Annotated in this window: 17 protein-coding genes, 1 tRNA gene and 1 pseudogene; 2 read left to right on the top strand and 17 right to left on the bottom strand. The window is 65.4% G+C overall.

Translation table 11 applies throughout. The features are described 5' to 3' along the window. Window positions 1–3: 3 nt before the first annotated feature. The 8 genes from JFX23_RS06790 to JFX23_RS06755 are packed head-to-tail and all read right to left on the bottom strand — an operon-like array spanning window position 4 to window position 8,312. Window positions 4–711 carry a hypothetical protein gene (locus tag JFX23_RS06790; RefSeq protein ID WP_198776276.1) on the bottom strand — a complete coding sequence of 236 codons (708 nt, stop codon included), beginning with the start codon at window positions 709–711 and terminating at the stop codon, window positions 4–6. Further along, window positions 708–2,363: a type IV secretory system conjugative DNA transfer family protein gene (locus JFX23_RS06785; RefSeq protein WP_198776275.1), complete on the bottom strand. Its 1,656-nt coding sequence runs from the start codon at window positions 2,361–2,363 to the stop codon at window positions 708–710. The genes JFX23_RS06790 and JFX23_RS06785 overlap by 4 nt, the downstream gene beginning before the upstream one ends. Next, entirely contained in the window at window positions 2,360–3,853 is a 1,494-nt protein-coding gene (locus JFX23_RS06780; protein ID WP_332874688.1) for an ATP/GTP-binding protein, read from the bottom strand. The genes JFX23_RS06785 and JFX23_RS06780 overlap by 4 nt, the downstream gene beginning before the upstream one ends. Then, window positions 3,850–5,340, bottom strand: coding sequence for an SCO6880 family protein (locus JFX23_RS06775; RefSeq protein WP_198776274.1), 1,491 nt, complete (start codon window positions 5,338–5,340; stop codon window positions 3,850–3,852). The genes JFX23_RS06780 and JFX23_RS06775 overlap by 4 nt, the downstream gene beginning before the upstream one ends. Continuing rightward, entirely contained in the window at window positions 5,337–6,680 is a 1,344-nt protein-coding gene (locus tag JFX23_RS06770; protein ID WP_198776273.1) for a hypothetical protein, read from the bottom strand. Before JFX23_RS06770 ends, JFX23_RS06775 begins: the two co-directional genes overlap by 4 nt. Next, a complete protein-coding gene (locus tag JFX23_RS06765) occupies window positions 6,677–7,459 on the bottom strand; it encodes a hypothetical protein (RefSeq protein WP_198776272.1) in 783 nt (260 codons plus the stop codon). The genes JFX23_RS06770 and JFX23_RS06765 overlap by 4 nt, the downstream gene beginning before the upstream one ends. Next, a complete protein-coding gene (locus tag JFX23_RS06760; RefSeq protein WP_198776271.1) occupies window positions 7,459–7,731 on the bottom strand; it encodes a hypothetical protein in 273 nt (90 codons plus the stop codon). Before JFX23_RS06760 ends, JFX23_RS06765 begins: the two co-directional genes overlap by 1 nt. Continuing rightward, window positions 7,728–8,312: a DUF6668 family protein gene (locus JFX23_RS06755; protein ID WP_198776270.1), complete on the bottom strand. Its 585-nt coding sequence runs from the start codon at window positions 8,310–8,312 to the stop codon at window positions 7,728–7,730. The genes JFX23_RS06760 and JFX23_RS06755 overlap by 4 nt, the downstream gene beginning before the upstream one ends. Window positions 8,313–8,379: 67 nt before the next feature. Between JFX23_RS06755 and JFX23_RS06750 the strand changes: the two genes are divergently transcribed. Then, complete coding sequence (locus tag JFX23_RS06750; RefSeq protein WP_198776269.1) at window positions 8,380–8,664, top strand: hypothetical protein; 285 nt, start codon at window positions 8,380–8,382, stop codon at window positions 8,662–8,664. Then, the gene (locus tag JFX23_RS06745) at window positions 8,661–8,951 is read left to right on the top strand and encodes a hypothetical protein (protein WP_198776268.1); all 291 of its coding nucleotides are present in this window, start codon (window positions 8,661–8,663) and stop codon (window positions 8,949–8,951) included. Before JFX23_RS06750 ends, JFX23_RS06745 begins: the two co-directional genes overlap by 4 nt. A gap of 99 nt (window positions 8,952–9,050) precedes the next feature. On the opposite strand, the gene JFX23_RS06740 is transcribed toward JFX23_RS06745, so the two are convergent. The 9 genes and pseudogenes from JFX23_RS06740 to JFX23_RS06705 form a co-directional block, all read right to left on the bottom strand. Further along, the gene (locus JFX23_RS06740) at window positions 9,051–10,097 is read right to left on the bottom strand and encodes a helix-turn-helix domain-containing protein (RefSeq protein WP_198776267.1); all 1,047 of its coding nucleotides are present in this window, start codon (window positions 10,095–10,097) and stop codon (window positions 9,051–9,053) included. Further along, window positions 10,094–10,750, bottom strand: a complete 657-nt coding sequence (locus JFX23_RS09405; RefSeq protein WP_233050661.1) for a hypothetical protein — start codon at window positions 10,748–10,750, stop codon at window positions 10,094–10,096. The genes JFX23_RS06740 and JFX23_RS09405 overlap by 4 nt, the downstream gene beginning before the upstream one ends. A gap of 357 nt (window positions 10,751–11,107) precedes the next feature. Beyond that, window positions 11,108–11,251, bottom strand: a pseudogene (locus tag JFX23_RS09645) (helix-turn-helix domain-containing protein); the annotation flags it as partial. Window positions 11,252–11,292: 41 nt separating this feature from the next. Then, on the bottom strand, window positions 11,293–11,565 hold the full coding sequence (locus tag JFX23_RS06730; RefSeq protein WP_198776265.1) for a hypothetical protein: 273 nt from the start codon (window positions 11,563–11,565) through the stop codon (window positions 11,293–11,295). Window positions 11,566–11,818: 253 nt separating this feature from the next. After that, window positions 11,819–14,071 carry a VaFE repeat-containing surface-anchored protein gene (locus JFX23_RS06725; RefSeq protein WP_198776264.1) on the bottom strand — a complete coding sequence of 751 codons (2,253 nt, stop codon included), beginning with the start codon at window positions 14,069–14,071 and terminating at the stop codon, window positions 11,819–11,821. A 128-nt stretch (window positions 14,072–14,199) separates the two neighbouring features. After that, window positions 14,200–15,273 carry a hypothetical protein gene (locus JFX23_RS06720; protein ID WP_198776263.1) on the bottom strand — a complete coding sequence of 358 codons (1,074 nt, stop codon included), beginning with the start codon at window positions 15,271–15,273 and terminating at the stop codon, window positions 14,200–14,202. A gap of 282 nt (window positions 15,274–15,555) precedes the next feature. Further along, on the bottom strand, window positions 15,556–15,828 hold the full coding sequence (locus JFX23_RS06715; protein WP_198776262.1) for a helix-turn-helix domain-containing protein: 273 nt from the start codon (window positions 15,826–15,828) through the stop codon (window positions 15,556–15,558). A gap of 387 nt (window positions 15,829–16,215) precedes the next feature. Continuing rightward, window positions 16,216–16,289: transfer RNA gene (locus tag JFX23_RS06710), tRNA-Ile, on the bottom strand. Window positions 16,290–16,915: 626 nt separating this feature from the next. After that, window positions 16,916–17,650 carry a DNA alkylation repair protein gene (locus JFX23_RS06705; protein ID WP_198776261.1) on the bottom strand — a complete coding sequence of 245 codons (735 nt, stop codon included), beginning with the start codon at window positions 17,648–17,650 and terminating at the stop codon, window positions 16,916–16,918. Window positions 17,651–17,970: the final 320 nt, after the last annotated feature.

The following is a 17,970-nucleotide window of genomic DNA, read 5'->3' as shown; positions in this document are numbered from 1 at the left end:
CACTTACAAGGTCTGTGCGCGCTTCTGGCGCATCTTGTTCGCCCGGTAGCCCGACAGGACATTGCTCTTCCCGCGCGTCGTCTTGGAGGCTGCGAGGGCCTTTCTGGCGGGCTGGTGAAGTGAGGCGTCGGCGAGCAGGACGCCGTGGAACGCGTGTACGTCAGTGGTTGCGTCCTGCTTGGAGGCGAGCCATTCGGCGCGTGCCTGCGCGGAGTCCCACGCTGCCGAGCTCGACACGGCGTCGGCAGTCTCAGCCCGGACTCGAGGCGTCTCTTCTCCCTTGGACGCCTCTCGCGCCTGAACTTCTTCGATGTGCTCGAGCTCGTCGACGGCCTGCGCTCGGGCCGCGACTTGCTCAGCCTCCACGGTGAGGCCCGCATGACGCTCACATTCACGTGCGGCGAGTGCCGCCTCGGGATCCCAGGGGGCGAACTGCTTGGCCGCCTGGACGACTGCTGTCACGTCGTCCACGCTCGTGTTCGGGTCGTCCCAGAATCTCGTATCCAACGCCCGCCGGTACAGGCGCTGTGCGACATCGCGTTCTTCGCCGAGGGCGCGTCTGAGCCTCTCAGCGTGTTCCATCGATCGCCTGCCCTCGCTCGCCAGGCTCGCTGCCCGGCGTTGTGCCATCGCTTCACCGAGGCGCAGGGCTGCCCGCACGATCTTCTCGACCTCCTGGTGCGTGAGATCGCCGATTCGTTCGTCTGTCATGACTTGTTCTCCTTGTCTCGCTGCCAGAAGGGAATGAGTGCCGCAAGGACGGCGGGCGTGCCGGAGGCGAACACCCAGGCGCGTCCCGCAGGGAGTGCCTGCAAATCTGAGACGGTCGCGATCGGGCGTTGCTGGCTCGCCCGCGACGTCGAGGTCGAACGCCCCTGTATCGACGTGGACGTGGACACCGCATCGACGTAGTGGACGCCGATCAGATCAGACAGCTGGGAGAGGAAGTCGCGTTCGGACACGCCTCCCCCGTAGACCTTCACGTTGGAGGCACTCCACAGTTTGCGGATGCCCGCATCCCCCCAGGCGTGCGCGCCCTGGCTCCAGGATTGGAGGATCGTGTCCACGCAGATGCCGCGCGATCCGAGGTGCGAGTACAGGTCGGGAAGATCCCTCCACCGGCACACGTTCGCGGCCTCGTCGAGCTCGATGAGCATCGGGGTCGCGACCCTGCCGTTCGCCTGTGCCTTCGCATGAACGAGGGCGGCCTGGACGACCGCGACGGTCAACGCGGTGACGATCGGGGATGCCGACCCCTTGCCCTCCTGAGAAAGGCAGTAGAGCGTGTCCGACGAGCTGACGAACTCCTCGGGAATGAACTCCTCGGCGCCGCCCGGCTCCACCCAGGCGAGAGCCGCCTCGTTGAGCAGGAACGACAGGACCTGCCCAGCGGACCCATAGACACCCGAGCGGGTCTCGGCGACCAGTCCCATGTTCGAGGCGAGGGACTGGGCGGCCATCGCCTCTCCGCTGCGCTCCAGGATGCGCAGGGGTTCCCGATCGTCCGGGTCCGTCACCCACCTGTACACGTCGCGGAGCGTCTTATTCCCTCTTCCGCCGGCCAGGAGGAGGGCGGTGATGACGTCTTGGGCGGCGCCGTCGAAGTAGGCGTTGGTGGTCGCATTCGCTGCACGCGTGGAATCGACGAACACCTGGGCGAGGTCCTTCGCTTCAACCGCGTTCGTGATCTGCCTGAGCGGGTTCCACCACCACGTCCGAGGCTCATCGCATATGCCTTGAGGGTCGAACACCCACGTGCGGCCCCCACGGGCGCGAAGCGGGCACGTGATGTCCACGATGTCCCGCTTGTTCGAGGTCGCGACCACCGCGCCGGGCGCTTGAAGGATCCTGGGGACCACCCAGCAGGTCGTCTTGCCGGTCCTCGGTCCCGAGATGTTGATGCCGACGTCCTCGAACGAGCTGACGAGTTCGACGCCCCCTGCGATGGAACGACCGATCGGCAAGCCGACGATACCAGCACTGACTCCGAGACGTTTCGCCTTCTTCGCGGCTGCACTGATGGTCAGCGCCTCAATGTCACTGCCTGAGCCGGCCAAGCGCGCCGCGTCGTCTCCTCGCTTGCGAACGCGCACATTCGATGCCCAGACCCACACTCCTAGCCCGACCGCTGCGGCACCGGCTCCCACGCCAAAACCCCAGGCGACCACGCTGTTCGGCAGTTCCCCTTTCGTGAGGGCGAGGACGAGCTCGAACGGGTTCATCGGCGCGACGTTGCCCGTCCACCAGCTCCACAGCCGCGCACCCGCCCACACGACGAGGCCCCCGACCCCGCCGATCGTGAGGGCGAGCATGAGAAGAATCGTCGCGGAGTCCCATGTCCTCGCGTCATCTCGGAGGCTCATCGCATCTCCCAGCGTTGGTTCGTGTTCGACAGGCCCCGGGCGACCTCGGACTTCACGAAGTCCAGGCGCAGCGGGTAGCCGGGTGCTCCCGAGGTTTTCAGGAGGAATTTCCCGCGTCCGACCGGTGCGGCTTTCCTGCCCGTCGACGGGTCGTAGGTGCCAGGCGCGTTCCAGGAGGCCAGAAGCTCCTGCTCGGCCTCGCTCACCGCGACGACGCCCGACAGGAGGTCCATCTCCCTGGCGGGAAGGCCCCCGAGGAACAGCATCTTCGACCGCTCCACGAAGCCCAGGGCTTTGAGCCGGTCGGACTCTGACTCCAAGGCAGCGAAGTCGCTCATCGAGTGCGTGATCATCATCTGCCCGACGCCCACGCTCCGGTTCAGGCGCGTGAGCGCATCCACCCGGTCCACCAGGCCCGAGCTTGAGCGCAGGGTGCGCCACAGCTCGTCCATGACGATCTGATAGCGGCGACGCGGCGCGACCCCCGCATCGGCGAGCGTCTGAGCGGTCTCTACAGTCGCGAAGCCATACGACCAGCACGCCAACAGAACGGCCGCCTGGAGGTCCTCGTCGGCCTGCAAGAGGGAGTGCACGTCGAAGACGACGCTGCGGTCCATCATCATGGGCGTGGTCGTCTCGACCGCAAAGATGGCCCCGAACCGCCCCGACAGGAGCGCCATGAGCGAGGCTTCCAGGGCTTCGGTGACCTCCCGGTAGTGGGCGTCGTCCCCGCGATCGAGCGCTGCCCGACGCAGGGGCGCTGGCCCTTCGCGCACGACGTTGAGCACGTCGGCCAGTACGGGCTGCCCGCCGCGCTCCTCGAGGACCCTGATCGCTTCGTCGAGGATCGTCTCCTCACGATCCGACGGCGCCGACCGACGGATGATGTGGATGAGGGAGGCGACGAGCGTCTTCTTGCGCTCGTGCGCCTCCGCCTCGAGAGCATCCGCCTCCTCGGTCGCTCCGGCATCGCGCAGGAGGCTGGCCGCCTCCCTACTGTTGCCCGCGTCGAGCGGGTTGATTCCGCCCTTGCCGTGGCCGATTTCGATCACCTGGGCGCCGAGGGCCTTCATGAGATCCACGTAGTCCGGCTTGATGTCGCCGAGCACCATCGTGTGGACGCCGAACGCCTCGAGTCCTTCGATCATGCGGCGAACCAATGACGACTTGCCCAGGCCGTTGAGCCCCAGAACCATCGCGGACGGCGCCGAGATAAGGCCCCGTTCGAACCAACTGATCGGATCGGCGCAGATCGTGCCCGACCCGTTCGTCGCCCGCCCCACGGGCACGCCCACCAGCGGCGCGCCCGACCCGACGATGAAGGGGAACAGGCCGCACACCTGACGAGTGGTGCCCCGGTAGGGCCGCATGATCGGCATCGAGGACGCGTACCCTCCGCCGGGGATCAGCTGGCCGCGCCTGGGAGCGTCAGCCGAGTCAGCGCCGACCAGTGCGAGGACGAGCTCGCGAATGAATCCGAGGATCCTCACCGCGCGCCTCCCATCTGCTGGGACGGCGGACGCAGGCCGAGCGGCAGACCGAGCGCGAATGCGCTGTCCTGCGCGCCGTAGGCGATGCGAACCTGGAGACGCGATGCGGCAGCCAGAGCCGCCATCGCCGATGATGTGTCGTCCGTGTCCTCTGGCGCCGAAGTGGTCGCCGTCATGATGATCCCGAAGTCGACGAGGCCCGCTCCCCCAGCCTCCTCGGCTGCGACCTGTTGGGCGGCCTGGAGTTCGCTCTTCGCCCGGGCGGTCGGACGCCCGGACGTTTCCACTCGCGCACGCGCCATGTTCACGTCCGCCTCAACGACGTCGGGCGCCAGGCCCGCATCCATCGGGTGGTACAGGATCGTCACGCGCTTTCGGTCCACGTCTGAGTTCGCCGACAGGATCGTTCGCAGGATGCTCGACTGAACCACACCCCTGGGGGGCGCGGTCACGACCCACGAACGCGACACCCCCGAATCGTGACGGTACGAGTCCCACAAGGCCAAGGCACTCACAGGACCGGCGTCGTCCCACGAGACGTGAACGTCTTCACCGGCGGCCGCCGCGTCCTCGAAGAGCGACTCGCACGCCGGGTCATACGCGACGCGCACGAGCCTGACGACCTCCTCAACTGTCATGAGGTGAACCGCGCCAGCGCCAGCCGCGACCAGCGTCTGCGTCAAGCCCGGCAAACGGGTCCCGATGTCGCGGGCGGCTTGGTCGAAGCTGCGCTTGCGCGAGCCCATCTTGGCCGGTTCGAACACGAGGGTCAGCCAGGTACGCACTTGAGCCGATCCCGCCCTGTAGTCCACGACGATCTCGCGCATGATCTGCTGGGACAGCTCAGGAGCAGCGGGGTCCACGCGCCGCCGCACTTCACGTTCGAGCCTCTTTCCCGTGTCCGGCGTCGTCTCGACGCACACCGATGCGCCGACGATGCCGAGCTCGCCGCCGAGGTCGGCGAGCCACTGACCCCAGTAGGCGACCTGGAGGTCGACCTGATTGACGTCGAGAAGATCAGCGCCCGACGGGGCGAGCTTGATCACGACCGCCAGCGACCCGTCCGCGTGGCGGATCAGCGCGTAGGGCCGATCGTAGGAGTCGACCTGCTCGCTGATCGTCGACGCGGCCGCGATGCCGGGCAAGGAGCACTTGCCCGTCGAGGCGGCCGTGGGTGTCAGCGGCCCCGACCTGTAGATGGTCCGCTTCGTGCGCGAGGCCCACCAGAATCGCATTCGTTCACCTGTCCTATCTGCCACCGAAATGCCGTGGCGATCTCTGGCCGAGACCGCCCAGATCGCTGCGGCGCTCACAAGGCCGAAGCCGACCGACCAGCGCAGCCCGAGAGTCGAGTAGATGAGGACAATGAGAATCATCGCCCCCAGCAGGCCCATCGACGCTCCAAACGACAACTTCCCCAAGCCTGCCGCCGTCGGCCTCCGCCAATTCCCGTAGGTCCGAGGGGCCGGAGTGTCCGTGTTGCTCATTCCTTCACCACCGTGGAAGCACCTGACGCAGGAGCGCTTGCGGCATCGGACGCCGCGCTTCCAATTGCATTCGATGCGCCCGCGACGAGCTGCGCGCCAACGATCACGGGCGCCGCAGCCCCGCCAGTCGCCGCCGTCGCACCCGCCGCAGCGCCCGCAGAAGCGCCTGCGCCTGCAGAGGTAGCGCCAGCGCCCGCCGCTCCGGTGCCCGCCGCGCTTGAAGAGCCTGCACTCGCCGGAGCGACGTCTGGGGCGCTACGGCCCCCACCAGCTGCCGAGGTGTCGGAGCCTTCCGCACGCCCCGGCGCGGACGCTCCCGGACCGCCCGAGTGCGTCGACGACGAGTGCGCCGAATGCATCGACATGATCGATCCGGTCGCCATTGCTCCCATGACCACCGAGTCGCCCACTCCCGGTCCGCCCTGGCTCATGGCAGCCGACGCGGGAACGACGAAGCCGATCAGGGCAGGAAGGACGAACACTGCCGCGACGAGCAGGAGGATGCCCATGATGAACGTCGTCACATCGTCACTGGACCATTGGTCGACGAAGCCTCTCCTCGACGTCAGCTTGATCGCGACCGCGTAGACGATGGACGCCGCAGGCTTGTACAGGAGGAAGGCGACCAGCCAGGTGATGTTCTTGTTGAACCAGCTCTTCCCCCATGTCGTGTTCGTCATCGCCGCACTGATCGGCAGAATGCCGATCAGGATGATGAGAAACGCGCTGCGGAGCATCATCATTCCGATCTGGATGACGTTGGCGATGATGCCGAACAGGCCGAGCAGAATCACGAGGATGGGTCCCAATGAGCCGGTGTAGGCTCCGGCCACCAGGCCACCCTGGAACAGAGAGAACGCGAACTGGGTGCCGTCGTCGCCTGTCGCCTGCTCAAGAATCCACTGGGAGAACGAGTCCGCGATGTGAATCAGGTAGCCCGCGCCCAACGCCCCCACGCCTGCGACGACCAGGTAGGTGGCGAATGCTTTGACGAGCTCGCGCATCGGCGCGCCAGTGCGGCCCACCGCGAGCTGGATCCCAGCTGCGATCGCCGAGATCGTCACGGCAGCCACCGTCAAGAACGCGAGATGATTCTGGATGAAGGCGACCTCAGAGGCTGGGGACACCACCGACGGGGTGCCGACTTTCACCCAGAAGGTTCCGATTCGCACGAGCGTGTCGGTCAACGATTCGAATACCGCGTCCGACCAGGACTTCAAGACCGTGTTGCTCGCAGCCCTGCCTACGCCGCCGACGATCGTCGCCGCATTGTTTGCGGCGCACCCGAAATCGAAAGGCACACAGATCCTCAGACCATCTGCGGGAAGGAGCGGGCTCATCGCAGCCTCCACTCGACGAACCCGCTCGGAAGCGACCCCGGCTGCACGCCTGATGCACCCCAGTTGTCACCCTCGGGCCACACGAACTTCCAGTCGCCGCCCGTGTACTGCATCTTCATCGGCCACGTCAGCCACTTGCCTCCCGTCGACGGAGAGTCGATGACGAGGACGACGAGGATCAGGTCCGTACTCCACCGTTCCGTGGAGAACCCGTGGATGCGCACTCCCTGCGGCTCGGTTCCCCCCTGCCCTTCCGGCATCGCCGCGATGGCGCGGCGCGCGTTCGCGTCGTCAACGCCGAGAGTGCGCACGACGCGAGCCACCGACGGGCCTTGCGCGAACCAGCTCAGCGCGTTCGCCGCCGCCACGACCGCCCCCTGGCTGCTCGGCGCGTAGCAGCGAGGAATCCCGTCCAGGACCGCCGGCCCTGCGGCGTCGGAAACGACGGTCGCAACACCCCCGATCATGCTCACTCGCCCGGTCGGAGCCGCGTCCGAATCTTTATCCGCACCCGCCGGGAAAGTGCCGCACACGCTCGCCGACGAAGCTGACTGCGAGTCCGCTGACATGCCAGCCTCGCTGACAGTGCTGGCAGCGCCAGACATGCTGGCACTGCCAGCACGGGAAGCCGTGGCGGCATCGCCGCCGCGCACACCCCCACCCAGCACGATCCACGCGACTGCGACCACGAGGGCGAAAAGGGCGATCGCCGACGCGAGGAAAGTCGGGCGGGCGAGCGGATGACGCTCGTGGGCCGTTGAGTCGCGCGAGGTACTCATCAGCTGATGATCGCCTTTGCGAGTGCCGACGCGCTCATGATGATGATGCCGCCCAACACCACGAACCCGAGCTTCTTCACGTTCTCGTTGCCCATACCGCGATCATTCGAGATAGCCAGCGAGATCCCGGCGGCGACGAAGCCGGCGATCACCGCCGCCAAGCCGCCCCACATGAGCCATCCGAGAACAGTCGTCATCGGCCCCTCGACTCCCGGAGGAGCCGTCGGAGTCGGATCGAGGGACGCCAGAAGCGTCAGTGCCAGAGCCTTCATTCGTGTTCCTTTCGTAGGGCGAGCACCGCGTCGAGGGCCCGCGTCAAGTGGCGTGACGGCGAACCAAGCTCGGCTCGCACGCTCATCCGCCACGCCCCCACCCAGGGGGCGTAGATCGTGGTCGGGAATGCCCCTGCCGTCTTCGCGGCGGCTTCCCGAAGCGGCTTCGGCAGGCGACCGGGAAGGTCGGGCACCACGAGGAGCCCGCGCAGGTCCACGTCGGGCACAGCGCCCGACGCCCACTGCATCCCCGCCCTGCGCGCGGCCTCGAGGCCGGCCATGCTCGACCGACACACGATCACGACATCCGCACCGCCCACCACGCTCGGCCATTGGCACCCGCCGTCAGCGGCGTCCAGCAAGCTCGCCCACGTCGAGGTCCCCGCACCCCCATGCGCACCCACCAGCCAGAAATGCTCTTCGCACTCGATCCTCGGATAGGCGCGGACAAGCGCGAACTGCGCAGCCACCTCGGCACCGGGCTGCCACGCCCTCCTCGACTCCACTGACGCAAGCTCGTCGGTGGGCGCACAGCAGACGTTCTCTCGATGAAGAATCCACGGATTCTCACGTTCAGTCATCCACACCACCGTCCCTTCTAGCGAATACGTCGCATGGGGACGCACAAGCATTGAGAAGGAGTCGCCCGTGTCAGCACCGACCGAAGCGAGCTGGCCGCCCATCCGCATCGAACTCACACCGCTCGGGTCCGTGCGGATCCTCGTCGCAGGCGTTCACTTACAGACGATCCCGCCCTCACGCACAGCACGCCGCCAAGCGATGGATGCCGCTGGCGAACTCGCCCGCAAGTACGCGCGCCCGCTCCACGTGGACGCCTGCGACGAAGAGGGCACATTCCACATGACCGTCCACCCCGACGGGCACATCGACGAGAACGCCTACACCCCCGCCGCTAAAGCCCAAGGAGCATGACCATGAAAGCGCCCTACCTGCTCCCACAGTTCGCCTTCGTCCTCGGCGACGAGGACATCGACCCCGCCACCCTCGAATGGCACCACCCGCTCCTGGCGACCGACTACGACATCGCCTACGAGGAAGCACTCGAGCAATGCGACGCACGAGGCCTCGACCCGGCCTCCACACGCATCAGAATCTTCTTCCGCATCCAAGCCGTCGGATACACGCCCTGGACCCCAGTCGACGACACGACCAACTACGAAGCACTGCTCGCCGAGCTCGACCCGATACTCGAGCTCTGAACCACCGGGCCAGCCGACACCAGGGGCAGGGTCGCAAAATGCGACCCTGCCCCTCTCCATACACATTCTGTGACCCATTTCATATCTGAGCGCAGGCGGTTACGCCGCACTCTTCCAGCGCTTCACCAGGTCGACACACCGGTCCCGCAGGCCCTCTTCTCCCAAGTCAAGGACGCCTCCAGTCGTGCCACGTCGCGAGCCAACCAACAGCGTCATCCACGCACGAGCCACCCCTGGCTCCACACCCAGATCCGCGAGGCGAGAGTCGCCTCCAGCGACCGCGTGACGGCGCCCCGGATCACCACAGGCGATCTCCGCGACGCGCAGAGTCCCCGCCCAAGCGATCGTCTCATCCATGCCCGCATCGACAAGAGCATCGACGATGAGGGCGAGCGGGCCGTCGAATTCATCAAGCGCCACCCACTGGTCACGATCGACGGGAAGCGGCGCTTCACCTGGTGTCTCGGGTAGGAGCGCGGGCTCGACCGGAATCGGGCTGCTCGCATGGTCGCTATCACGCTTCAAGCCCTGCTTGACGACAATCGCCGTCCACAATCCCCACGGGCGCTTCGAGGCGACGAGCTCGCCCGCATGCTCGCGAACGACCTGCCAGGCGGTCGCGATCGTGTCGCCGAGAGCTTCATCGAAGGTCATGCCGCACGCCATGGAGTGACGCACCGCAGCCCAGAACTGCCTCGGCCCCTCGGCCACGAGGGTCGCTCCGACGACCTGGGCGCCAAGTCCGTGCCAGCCCGAGGCTTGCGCGTCGGCGAGCGCCGCGCGAAGCCCCTCGTTGTCGTTGCGCCCGATCGGCGTCGCATCCCCGGTTTCCAGGGCAACCGCGCACGAGGCGAGCTCCGGGGCGGATGAGGAGACGGCTGGCAGGCGCAGCTCGAACAGCGACGCTCGCTGATGAGTGGGCGCCCTGCGGGCATGACGCCGCAGGAATCCGCTCTCCTCGAGCTGGCGGAGAGCGCGAAACACCGTCGCCCGGTCGCGTCCGGTCGCGTCGACGAGGAAGTCGATCGAGCAGATCGTCGCGCCCCGACAGTCGGCCAGCCGAGCCAACTCACCAAGGACCAGCCGCGCCGACGGGGATACGCCCACGAGCCCCCGCAGCTGGCGTTGCCAGGAGATGACTTTCACGAGACATCACGCTCTCGACGAGACAGCGCGAACCGCGTCCACGCCGGATATCCGGCGTCGGGCATTTCAGCGCGGGCCTGCGCAATCAGCGCCTCCCACTCCGGATCGACCGGCCTGTCCTCGCACGCTTCGGCCACAGCCCGATCCTGCTGTTCGCGAAGAGCCTGTCGGCGCTGCTCGCCGCGCTTGTCCGCCTCGGCGCGCAGGCGGCTCGGCGCCGCCTCGACCGCGACGTTCGCCTCCAGGCGGCTCGCCACCAGAGCCGCGAGTCGATGGACCTTCGGCGGGAGCGCCTGGTCCATGAGCGCGCGAATCTCGCGCGGCGTCCACCCGGCCTCAAGTCGCTCGCCCAGCATCCGCGCGACCCGCTGCCCACCAGCCCGGTCGAGGGCCTGAAGCGCGGGCGGCAAGCACTCGGCGATGAGCACACCATCGTCCCCAAGACCCCCAGACGGCCCTCGAACGCCCGTTCGCGCCCCTGGCTGCCCCGAGGTGTCCTCGACACCTGAAGTCGCTTTAGAGGCGCTTCCAGGGGCCTTAACGGGGGATTCCTGACTCGGCGCGGGCCCACTGGTGTCCACGTCGGCGCGCGCAGCGCCGCCGACCGGGCTCACCGACTCGTCGACGCCAAGCCGACCCGACCCGACCACCACCTCCTCGAGCGCCTGCGACGCTTCCAGGTCCCAGGTCAGGTCTGGTGGTTCTATTGGTGGTTCTTTCCTTAGATCTATGGGGCTCACCTGTGACCCCCATGCCCCCCGATTTTGACCCTCATAGGAGCTATGGGGCTCATTTTGACCCTCATAGGCTGACCTGCGGAAACGCTTGCCCCCTTCCTCCGGCCGTTCATCCGCACCTTCTATGGGGCTCATTTTGACCCTCATAGGCTGACCTGCACCTTCACTCAATCGAGGTTGTGCGCCAACCATGAGGTGATACATCGTTGACCCTCGGTGCGGCCGCCCATCCTCGTCGTAGAAGTAGCGCGCTTCACGCACGATGAGTCCAGCCTTCTCGAGGGCCTTCAAGCGACGCCCGAGAGTCGATCGCGAACACTCGGCTACGCCTGCCAAGGTCTCACGGCTGGGCCACGCGCGATCGTCGTCATCGGCGTATTCCGCCAGCGCCACGAGGACCAATTTCGCATCCCCCATTCCTTGAACCTCGTGAAGGGCCCAGTGCACAGCCTTGAAGCTCATCGGACACCCCCGAACGTCAGGCGGGCCGACCAGCAGCCCGAGTCGTCCCAGCGGCGCGCGTCGATGAGACCAGCGCGGTGAAGGGAGGCGAGAGAGCCTTCGACCTTGCTCACCGGCAGGGAGGTCTTCGTCGCGAGGACATTGGGGTCAATGCGCACACGGGCGCGCTCGCCCGCATCATGCGCCAGGGCGAGAAGAACGAGCTTGTCTGTTTGGGTTCGACACGGCGCAAGCCATGCCGCGTCGGCCAGCCGCTGTGTGGAAGTCATTGGGTGTTCCTACCGTTCGCCGGGCCCGGACTACCGCCAGCGACTGTGCTGGGGTACGCTCGGGCGCGTTCAATAGCGCGGAAGCGGGAAAGACGATTCGTTCGTCTTTCCCGCTTCCCTTTTTTGCGTCTACGGCGGCCCGGTGGGGATGTGGCAGGAGTCCACTCCCCCACCGAGCCGGTGCAAGCAGCCTTGTGGAGGGCGACCGCTTGCGACGGGCCCGCACTGCGCAATACAGCGCGGGGGAATCGGGTCAGACGAGCTGACGACGACGAATGCCGAGGATCGTCACGCCCACGCCCAGGACGACCAGGGAGGTCACACCGAAGAACGCAGCGTCGGTGCCCGTCACCGGCAAGGTCGGCTTGGGGGAGTCGACCTTAACGGTCTGACCCTCATCGTTGATGTCCGCGTGGGTCGCGACCGTCTTGCCGTCACGCGTGAGATCTTCGAACACGACCGTCGTCTTGCCCGCGAGAACCGAGGCGTCGACAGTGATGTCCACCGTCGTGCAGTCGTCAGCCTTGGTCGGCGTGTGCTTGACCGTCGCCTGGACCGTCTTGCCCTCAGCATCGACGAACGGCTTGCCGGTCGCCTGATCCATGAGCGTGCCCGTTAGCTCGTACTCCTTGCCCACAGCCAGGCCCGTGTAGCACACCTTGTCAGACACGGTCACAGTGCCGGAGGCAGCGAGCTCCTTGTCGCCGTCCGCCTTATCCGTCGCCGTGGTCGCCAGCGTCGGAATCACGCCCTCGACCGTGAACTGCTCAGCCTCGTCCTCAACGCTCGTCGTCATCGGCGCCACACGATCATCACCCGTAAAGGAAGTGACGAACACGTAGGTGCCGGACTCGGACGGATCAACCTTGAAAGAGTTCGAGCCCACCGTCGGATTGAAGCCATTCTTGGCAGGGAGAGTAACCTTCGCGACCACCCTCGCCTGCGCCTTGTTCGCCTCGGTCACGTCCAGACCCTCCGGGAAGAACAGAAGAGTCTGATCCATCGTCTTCACGTCAGCCTTGAAGCCACGGTCACCCGCGAACTCCGGATGATCCGACGGGAATCCGTCGACCCACACGTCATCCACGAGATACGTGCCAGCCTTCGTCTCGCGCGACGAGATCGCCGTGTTGATCTCCACCGGGAAGCGCTTCGACGTGATCTCCTTGTCCGCTCCATAGGCGTCCGACCAGTCACCATGAACCAGCTCGGAGGCCGCCATCGACGCGCCATTCACCACGACCTGCGCAGCCTGGTCAGCCTTGACAACCTTCCACACCCACGTCACGAAGCCCGACGGGACCTGCACGCCCTCAAGGGTGGCGGTCTGCGTACCCGGCCCATCAAACGTCAGCGTCGCAGACCCGAGAACCTTCGCATCAGCAGGCACCGAAGCCGCCTGCGCAGCCGGCCGCTCACCCGTCCAATACGCCGTGCCCACATAGGTCACCGGAACGTTCTTCCCGTCCACAGCAAGCCACTGACCATCACCGTAGTCCGCCTTCGCGGCAGCCGTGAACGTATCCGAAATCGGCGCGCCCTCATCAACAACGCGAGCAGCCGCAACGTCCGAGGTACCCACAGGCTGGAAATCAAAAATCACATCCCACGTCGGCCCCTGAGCCGTCTCAGAACGCGGGTGTTCATTGTCGCCCCAGATCACATCCTGGCGACCGCCCCCGGGAGACGCATAGCCAAGAGACGAGTTGCCAAGGTCGCCATATTCAACGTGGTAGCTTGCACCTCCATTTCCAGTTGAATGCCACTTGATACCGTCGATACGCGTTGCAGCGGTCGAGGAAGAGTATGTGTTCGTGCCAGTGGCATCGAAGACAGCCGGGCCGGTCATCGTGATGGTGAACGGCTTGCCCGCCACATAGGCAGCAGCCCCGTTCTTCACGCCGATGCCGTCGATCGTGCCGAAGCGAGTCCCTGTACCGGTCACCTCGCCCGGCTCCCATGCGACAACGCCAGCCGCCTGCGCAGCAGCGACCATCTGACGCGCGCGGTCCTGAATGTTGGCCGGAGTCAGACCGATGAGCGAGTCGACATTGCTCTGTGATCGGGCGCCAGCGTTCTCGAAGTTCACGTGCGCGAGAAAGCCGACCGCAGCCGCGTCTAGATCCGAGTCAGAGAATGCCAGCGACGTCGGCATCCAGTTCTTCATGATGTACGCCATCTGCGGAATGTCGACACTGAGGTCGGCGGGTCGGCTCAGCGACGGCTGCGACGTCAGCTGCCCCGGTGTCACCGCCACATCCGCCGCAGGGTTCACGGCGTTCGCCTGGATGCAGAGGCCTGGAACAGGCTGACCCTGATAGGGGATCCAGGTGCCGAGCCATCCGCTCCCGCCAGGGATCGGCATTCCTCGCACCCATGAGCCCGCAGCCATCGCGGGCAGAGACACGATCATCGTCATCGCGATCATCGCGACTCCCAATGCTGCGGCTACGATGGACCGTAGCCGTGAGTGGCGCGCAGGGGCGCCGATGGCAGAGTTTGCCATTGACCTTCCTTCCGTTGAAGGGATAAGCCCTGACAGACAGGCACAGGGTTCCTAGGCCGCTAAGGCCTGCCTGCCAGGGAGTCTTCAGTGCGCCGCTCACGGCGCATCTTTCGGGGAGCTTGAAGCTGCTACCAGAGCGGAGTCTCCGCTCCGGTATAAGATCCGTTCACGTCCGGCTGAATCTGATAGTGCTTGTGGCCGTCGGGATCATCGAAGTAACCGTCCGGCACCGTGGTTGAGGGAGCGCTCCACGCAGCGCCTGCGCCGGAACCCGTTGACGAGCTGACGCCAGTCCCATTGGACGATCCGCTCGAGTAGTCCTGGGATTCCTGGGCGGATGAGTATCCGCTCGAATATGAGGCATTTCCGCCATTCCCCGCACTCGACGAAGACTCTCCCGACGAGTAGGACGAGGCCGGAGCTGCCGCCGCTTCGGCGGCCGCCTGTGCCTGCTGGGCTTGCCAGGCGGCGTAGGCATCCGAGACGGCCTTCATTGCCGCCTCGGCCGTTGCTTTCGCGTCGGCGAGCTTGGCCCGCTCATCGGCGATCACCTGCCAGGGAGATGCTCCGGCGTTTCCCGTGGGAAGCGCTCCCGTCAGGTCACCGAGCGCACTCAGCATCGCCGTGCGCAGCTGAGTCCCAGGAGCACTGGGATCCGGGTCAATCTTGCCCGCCACGTCCTTATCGAGTTGGAAGCCAGCCTCCTGCGTCTTCAACGCCTCGGCGGCTTCGGCTTCGAGCTTGGTACGCAGGTCCTCTTTGACCTTGCCCTCGAGGTCTGCCTTGGCGGCTGTGATCTTCGAGGCGGCGTCCTCGCACGCCGTCTGCTTCACAGTCAAGTCCGCCGTGGCGGAGCGCAGGGCGGCAAGCCCCTTAGGCGGCTGGGCCGCCGTGATCGGCGACGCCGACGCCGCGAGGGATTCGAGTTCCCTCACATCCGTGAGCGCCTTGCCCGCTTCGAGCAGCTCGGGCTCGACCGTCGGCACACTCGCACACGCGGCCACAGCCCCCTGCTGAGCATCCGCGAACGCAGTGAGGGCGGAGTGACGCATCGAAGAGTACACACCCCCTCCAACGACACCCACGAGAAGCACAGCGGCGATAGAGCCAACCGCCCATTTCGTCCACGAGCGACGCACAACAGGCGCCTCCACAGGAACGGCCTCGGTTTCGACAGCCCCGGGTTCTTCATTGAGTTCCACGGTCAACCTCCACTTTCACCGGAATCTCGAACACTGAATACACGACAACACAACGCTAACAACAGCCTCAGGCATCTCCAGACCGGAGACGACAGTCCCCGTCACGACGAGGAGCCCGAAGCCCAGGCACGCCCCACCACGCCGCCCACAGACACCACCGGCACGCCGGCGACTGTCCACGAGCGACGTGATGAACAGGCAAGAGGAGCAGCAGCTCCCCCGCCCGGCGCGAGAGGCTTACCAGGCCCCCCGCGCCCCGGCCATCATTCGACTCGCGCATCATCAGACCGCCGCCACAAGACCCGGCAACGGCACATCCTCAAAAGGGCGGCCCGACTCCTCGACCTCGCCTTTCACCCCGATAACGACAGGCGTCACAAGCGCCTCGATATCAGACCGCCGGAAGTAGAAGCGACCGGACGGATACCGCACACACGGGACATCCCCCGCCTTCGCCCACCGGAGCAGAGTCTGATAGGTGACCCCGGGGAGCAGAGCCGCCGCTTCACGCCCTGACATCAGTTCCGGCGATGATGATGTAACAGCTTGTTTCATATCGCAATCATCACACGATTGTGCAGAAGGGTCAATTATCTACTCTTGTAATGGTTTGTTTCATCTGTCATACTTGTTGCATGACAGTCGACCAGCCACAGACTGGCGCAGCGCTAACAATCAATGAAGCAATCAGCGCCACGATGTCTCAGTACATGTTCGTCAATCGACTAACGCGCGCCCAGCTCGGGAGCATTCTGAGCCTGCCCGGCCAGAGCATCTCCTACCGCATGACCGGTCGCACGCGATGGGCGGCGGAAGAGATTGCCCTCTTGTCCACCTACTTTGGTGTCACGCCGAACGACCTAATGCCGGCCCCTGACGGCACAGGCGGATGGATCCCCGCTTCCTACCGTCCGACATATGTCGGCAAGACCGGCACTCTCGTGCCCCAAGTCGGGCTTGAACCGACGACCGACGGATTATGAGTCCGCTGCTCTGACCGACTGAGCTATTGGGGCAGGTTAAGACTATCGGGCGTGACACCATCTTGCGAACACAGGCCATTTCTTGGGGCCTTCGCGCAGGGCCTCAGGGCATTCAATACGGGCACTGCGCAACTTGTGCCCAGCGCTCCACAACCCCAAACACGATCTCGACACCCCACACCCTCACCCAACTACACCGAAAACACAACCAGGGTCCCTACACACTCCAAAACCCCAACCCCCACAACCCCAAACACGATCTCGACACCCCTCGCCCTCGCCCGACTGCACCGAAATCACAATCAGGGTCCCCGCACACCCCAAACCCCCCTCCACCACAACCCCAAACATGATCTCGACACCCCACACCCCCACCCAACTACGCCGAAATCACAATCAGGGTCCCCACACACTCCAAAACCCCAACCCCCACAACCCCACACACGATCTCGACACCCCACACCCTCGCCCAACTGCACCGAAAACACACTCGGGGTCACTCAATACAAAAAGCCGAGGCCTCAGCGACTCAAGCTCCTCCTCCGCTCAGCTTCACTTGCCTCCGACTCCTCCCCCATTGCGCGGAGCTCAGGACTGGCTTCACGCTCTCCGCAAAGCTCCGGTCCCCTCTCCCACGGCGGAGAACTCGACGAGCGGCTTCACGCACGCCGTAAGCTGCCGACCTCTCCCCCGCGGCGCGGAAGGCTCTCGCGCACCCGACGCAGCACTGTCTTGGTCTCATCAGGCACACGGAAGGACTCAATCGACTTTTGGATGGCCTTACGGCGAACGGGAGTGGGCAGGCGATCCTCCACCAGCCAGGGCAGGGCCGCCTCGGGTTGTTTGGCAAGAGCGGTCGCGAAATACCAGCCCTGCGCCATGTGGACGTAGTACTCCTCAGAATCGAGTGAGCCGATGAGCGCGAGGAACTCGGGACGAAACGTCTCCCCGAGGAAATGCGTCATGTGCATGCAGATTCCGAAACGGCATGTGTAGGTGTGTTCGGATGCGAGCCAGCGTTTGGCTTCGAGCTCGAGCCTTCCGAGGTCTTTGGTGAATCCTTTCGGAGATAGAGCGTCACACACCGCCCAATTCTTCACGTGTGGGAGGAAGGACTGCGTTTTCGCGAGGGCGAGATCCGGTTTTGTCTCTAGTCCGAGGAGGAAGGCGTGGAGCATGTCCTCGTCATGGAGCTCGTGTGGAAGCTTGGCAAGAAAAACTTCGACGGCTTCGGGCTCGGTCTTGCAAAGTTCTTTCGCAAGGGCGCGCAGCGCGGGGTTGCGACATCCGAGGATCCGAGTCGGTTCCAGTCCGGGGATCAGGGATGCGGCGAATCTTGCGTTGCCCTCATCGGCGAGGGCGAGGAGGCGGCGTCGAATCAGTTCGGCGGTCATAGCCCCAGTATGCACGCCGCACAAGCATCTGCTGACGCAAGCGGCAAGCAGCATAGTCGCAAGCGTTCAACGAACGCAGACGCAAGGCAAGCACAGGGGCAAGCGCTCAGCGAGGGCGGGCGCACGAAGCATGCTGTGGACGGCGGCCTTCAGGTGCTGATCTCGGGGATACCGGCAAGGAAGTGTGGCATCGACCCGGACTTTTCGTTGATCTGACCGCGTAAAGTCGCGTTCCCCATAGGGGTGGGGCCTATATGAGCGGGTGAGTGTTGACAAGCGCCCCAAGTGCCCGATCTGCCGAGCGCCGATGAACGCGAACG

The organism is Schaalia cardiffensis (assembly GCF_016405145.1).
GTDB classification, from domain to species: domain Bacteria; phylum Actinomycetota; class Actinomycetes; order Actinomycetales; family Actinomycetaceae; genus Pauljensenia; species Pauljensenia cardiffensis.
Note: the sequence above shows the minus strand (reverse complement) of the source record. Positions and strands in the feature narration are given on the sequence as shown.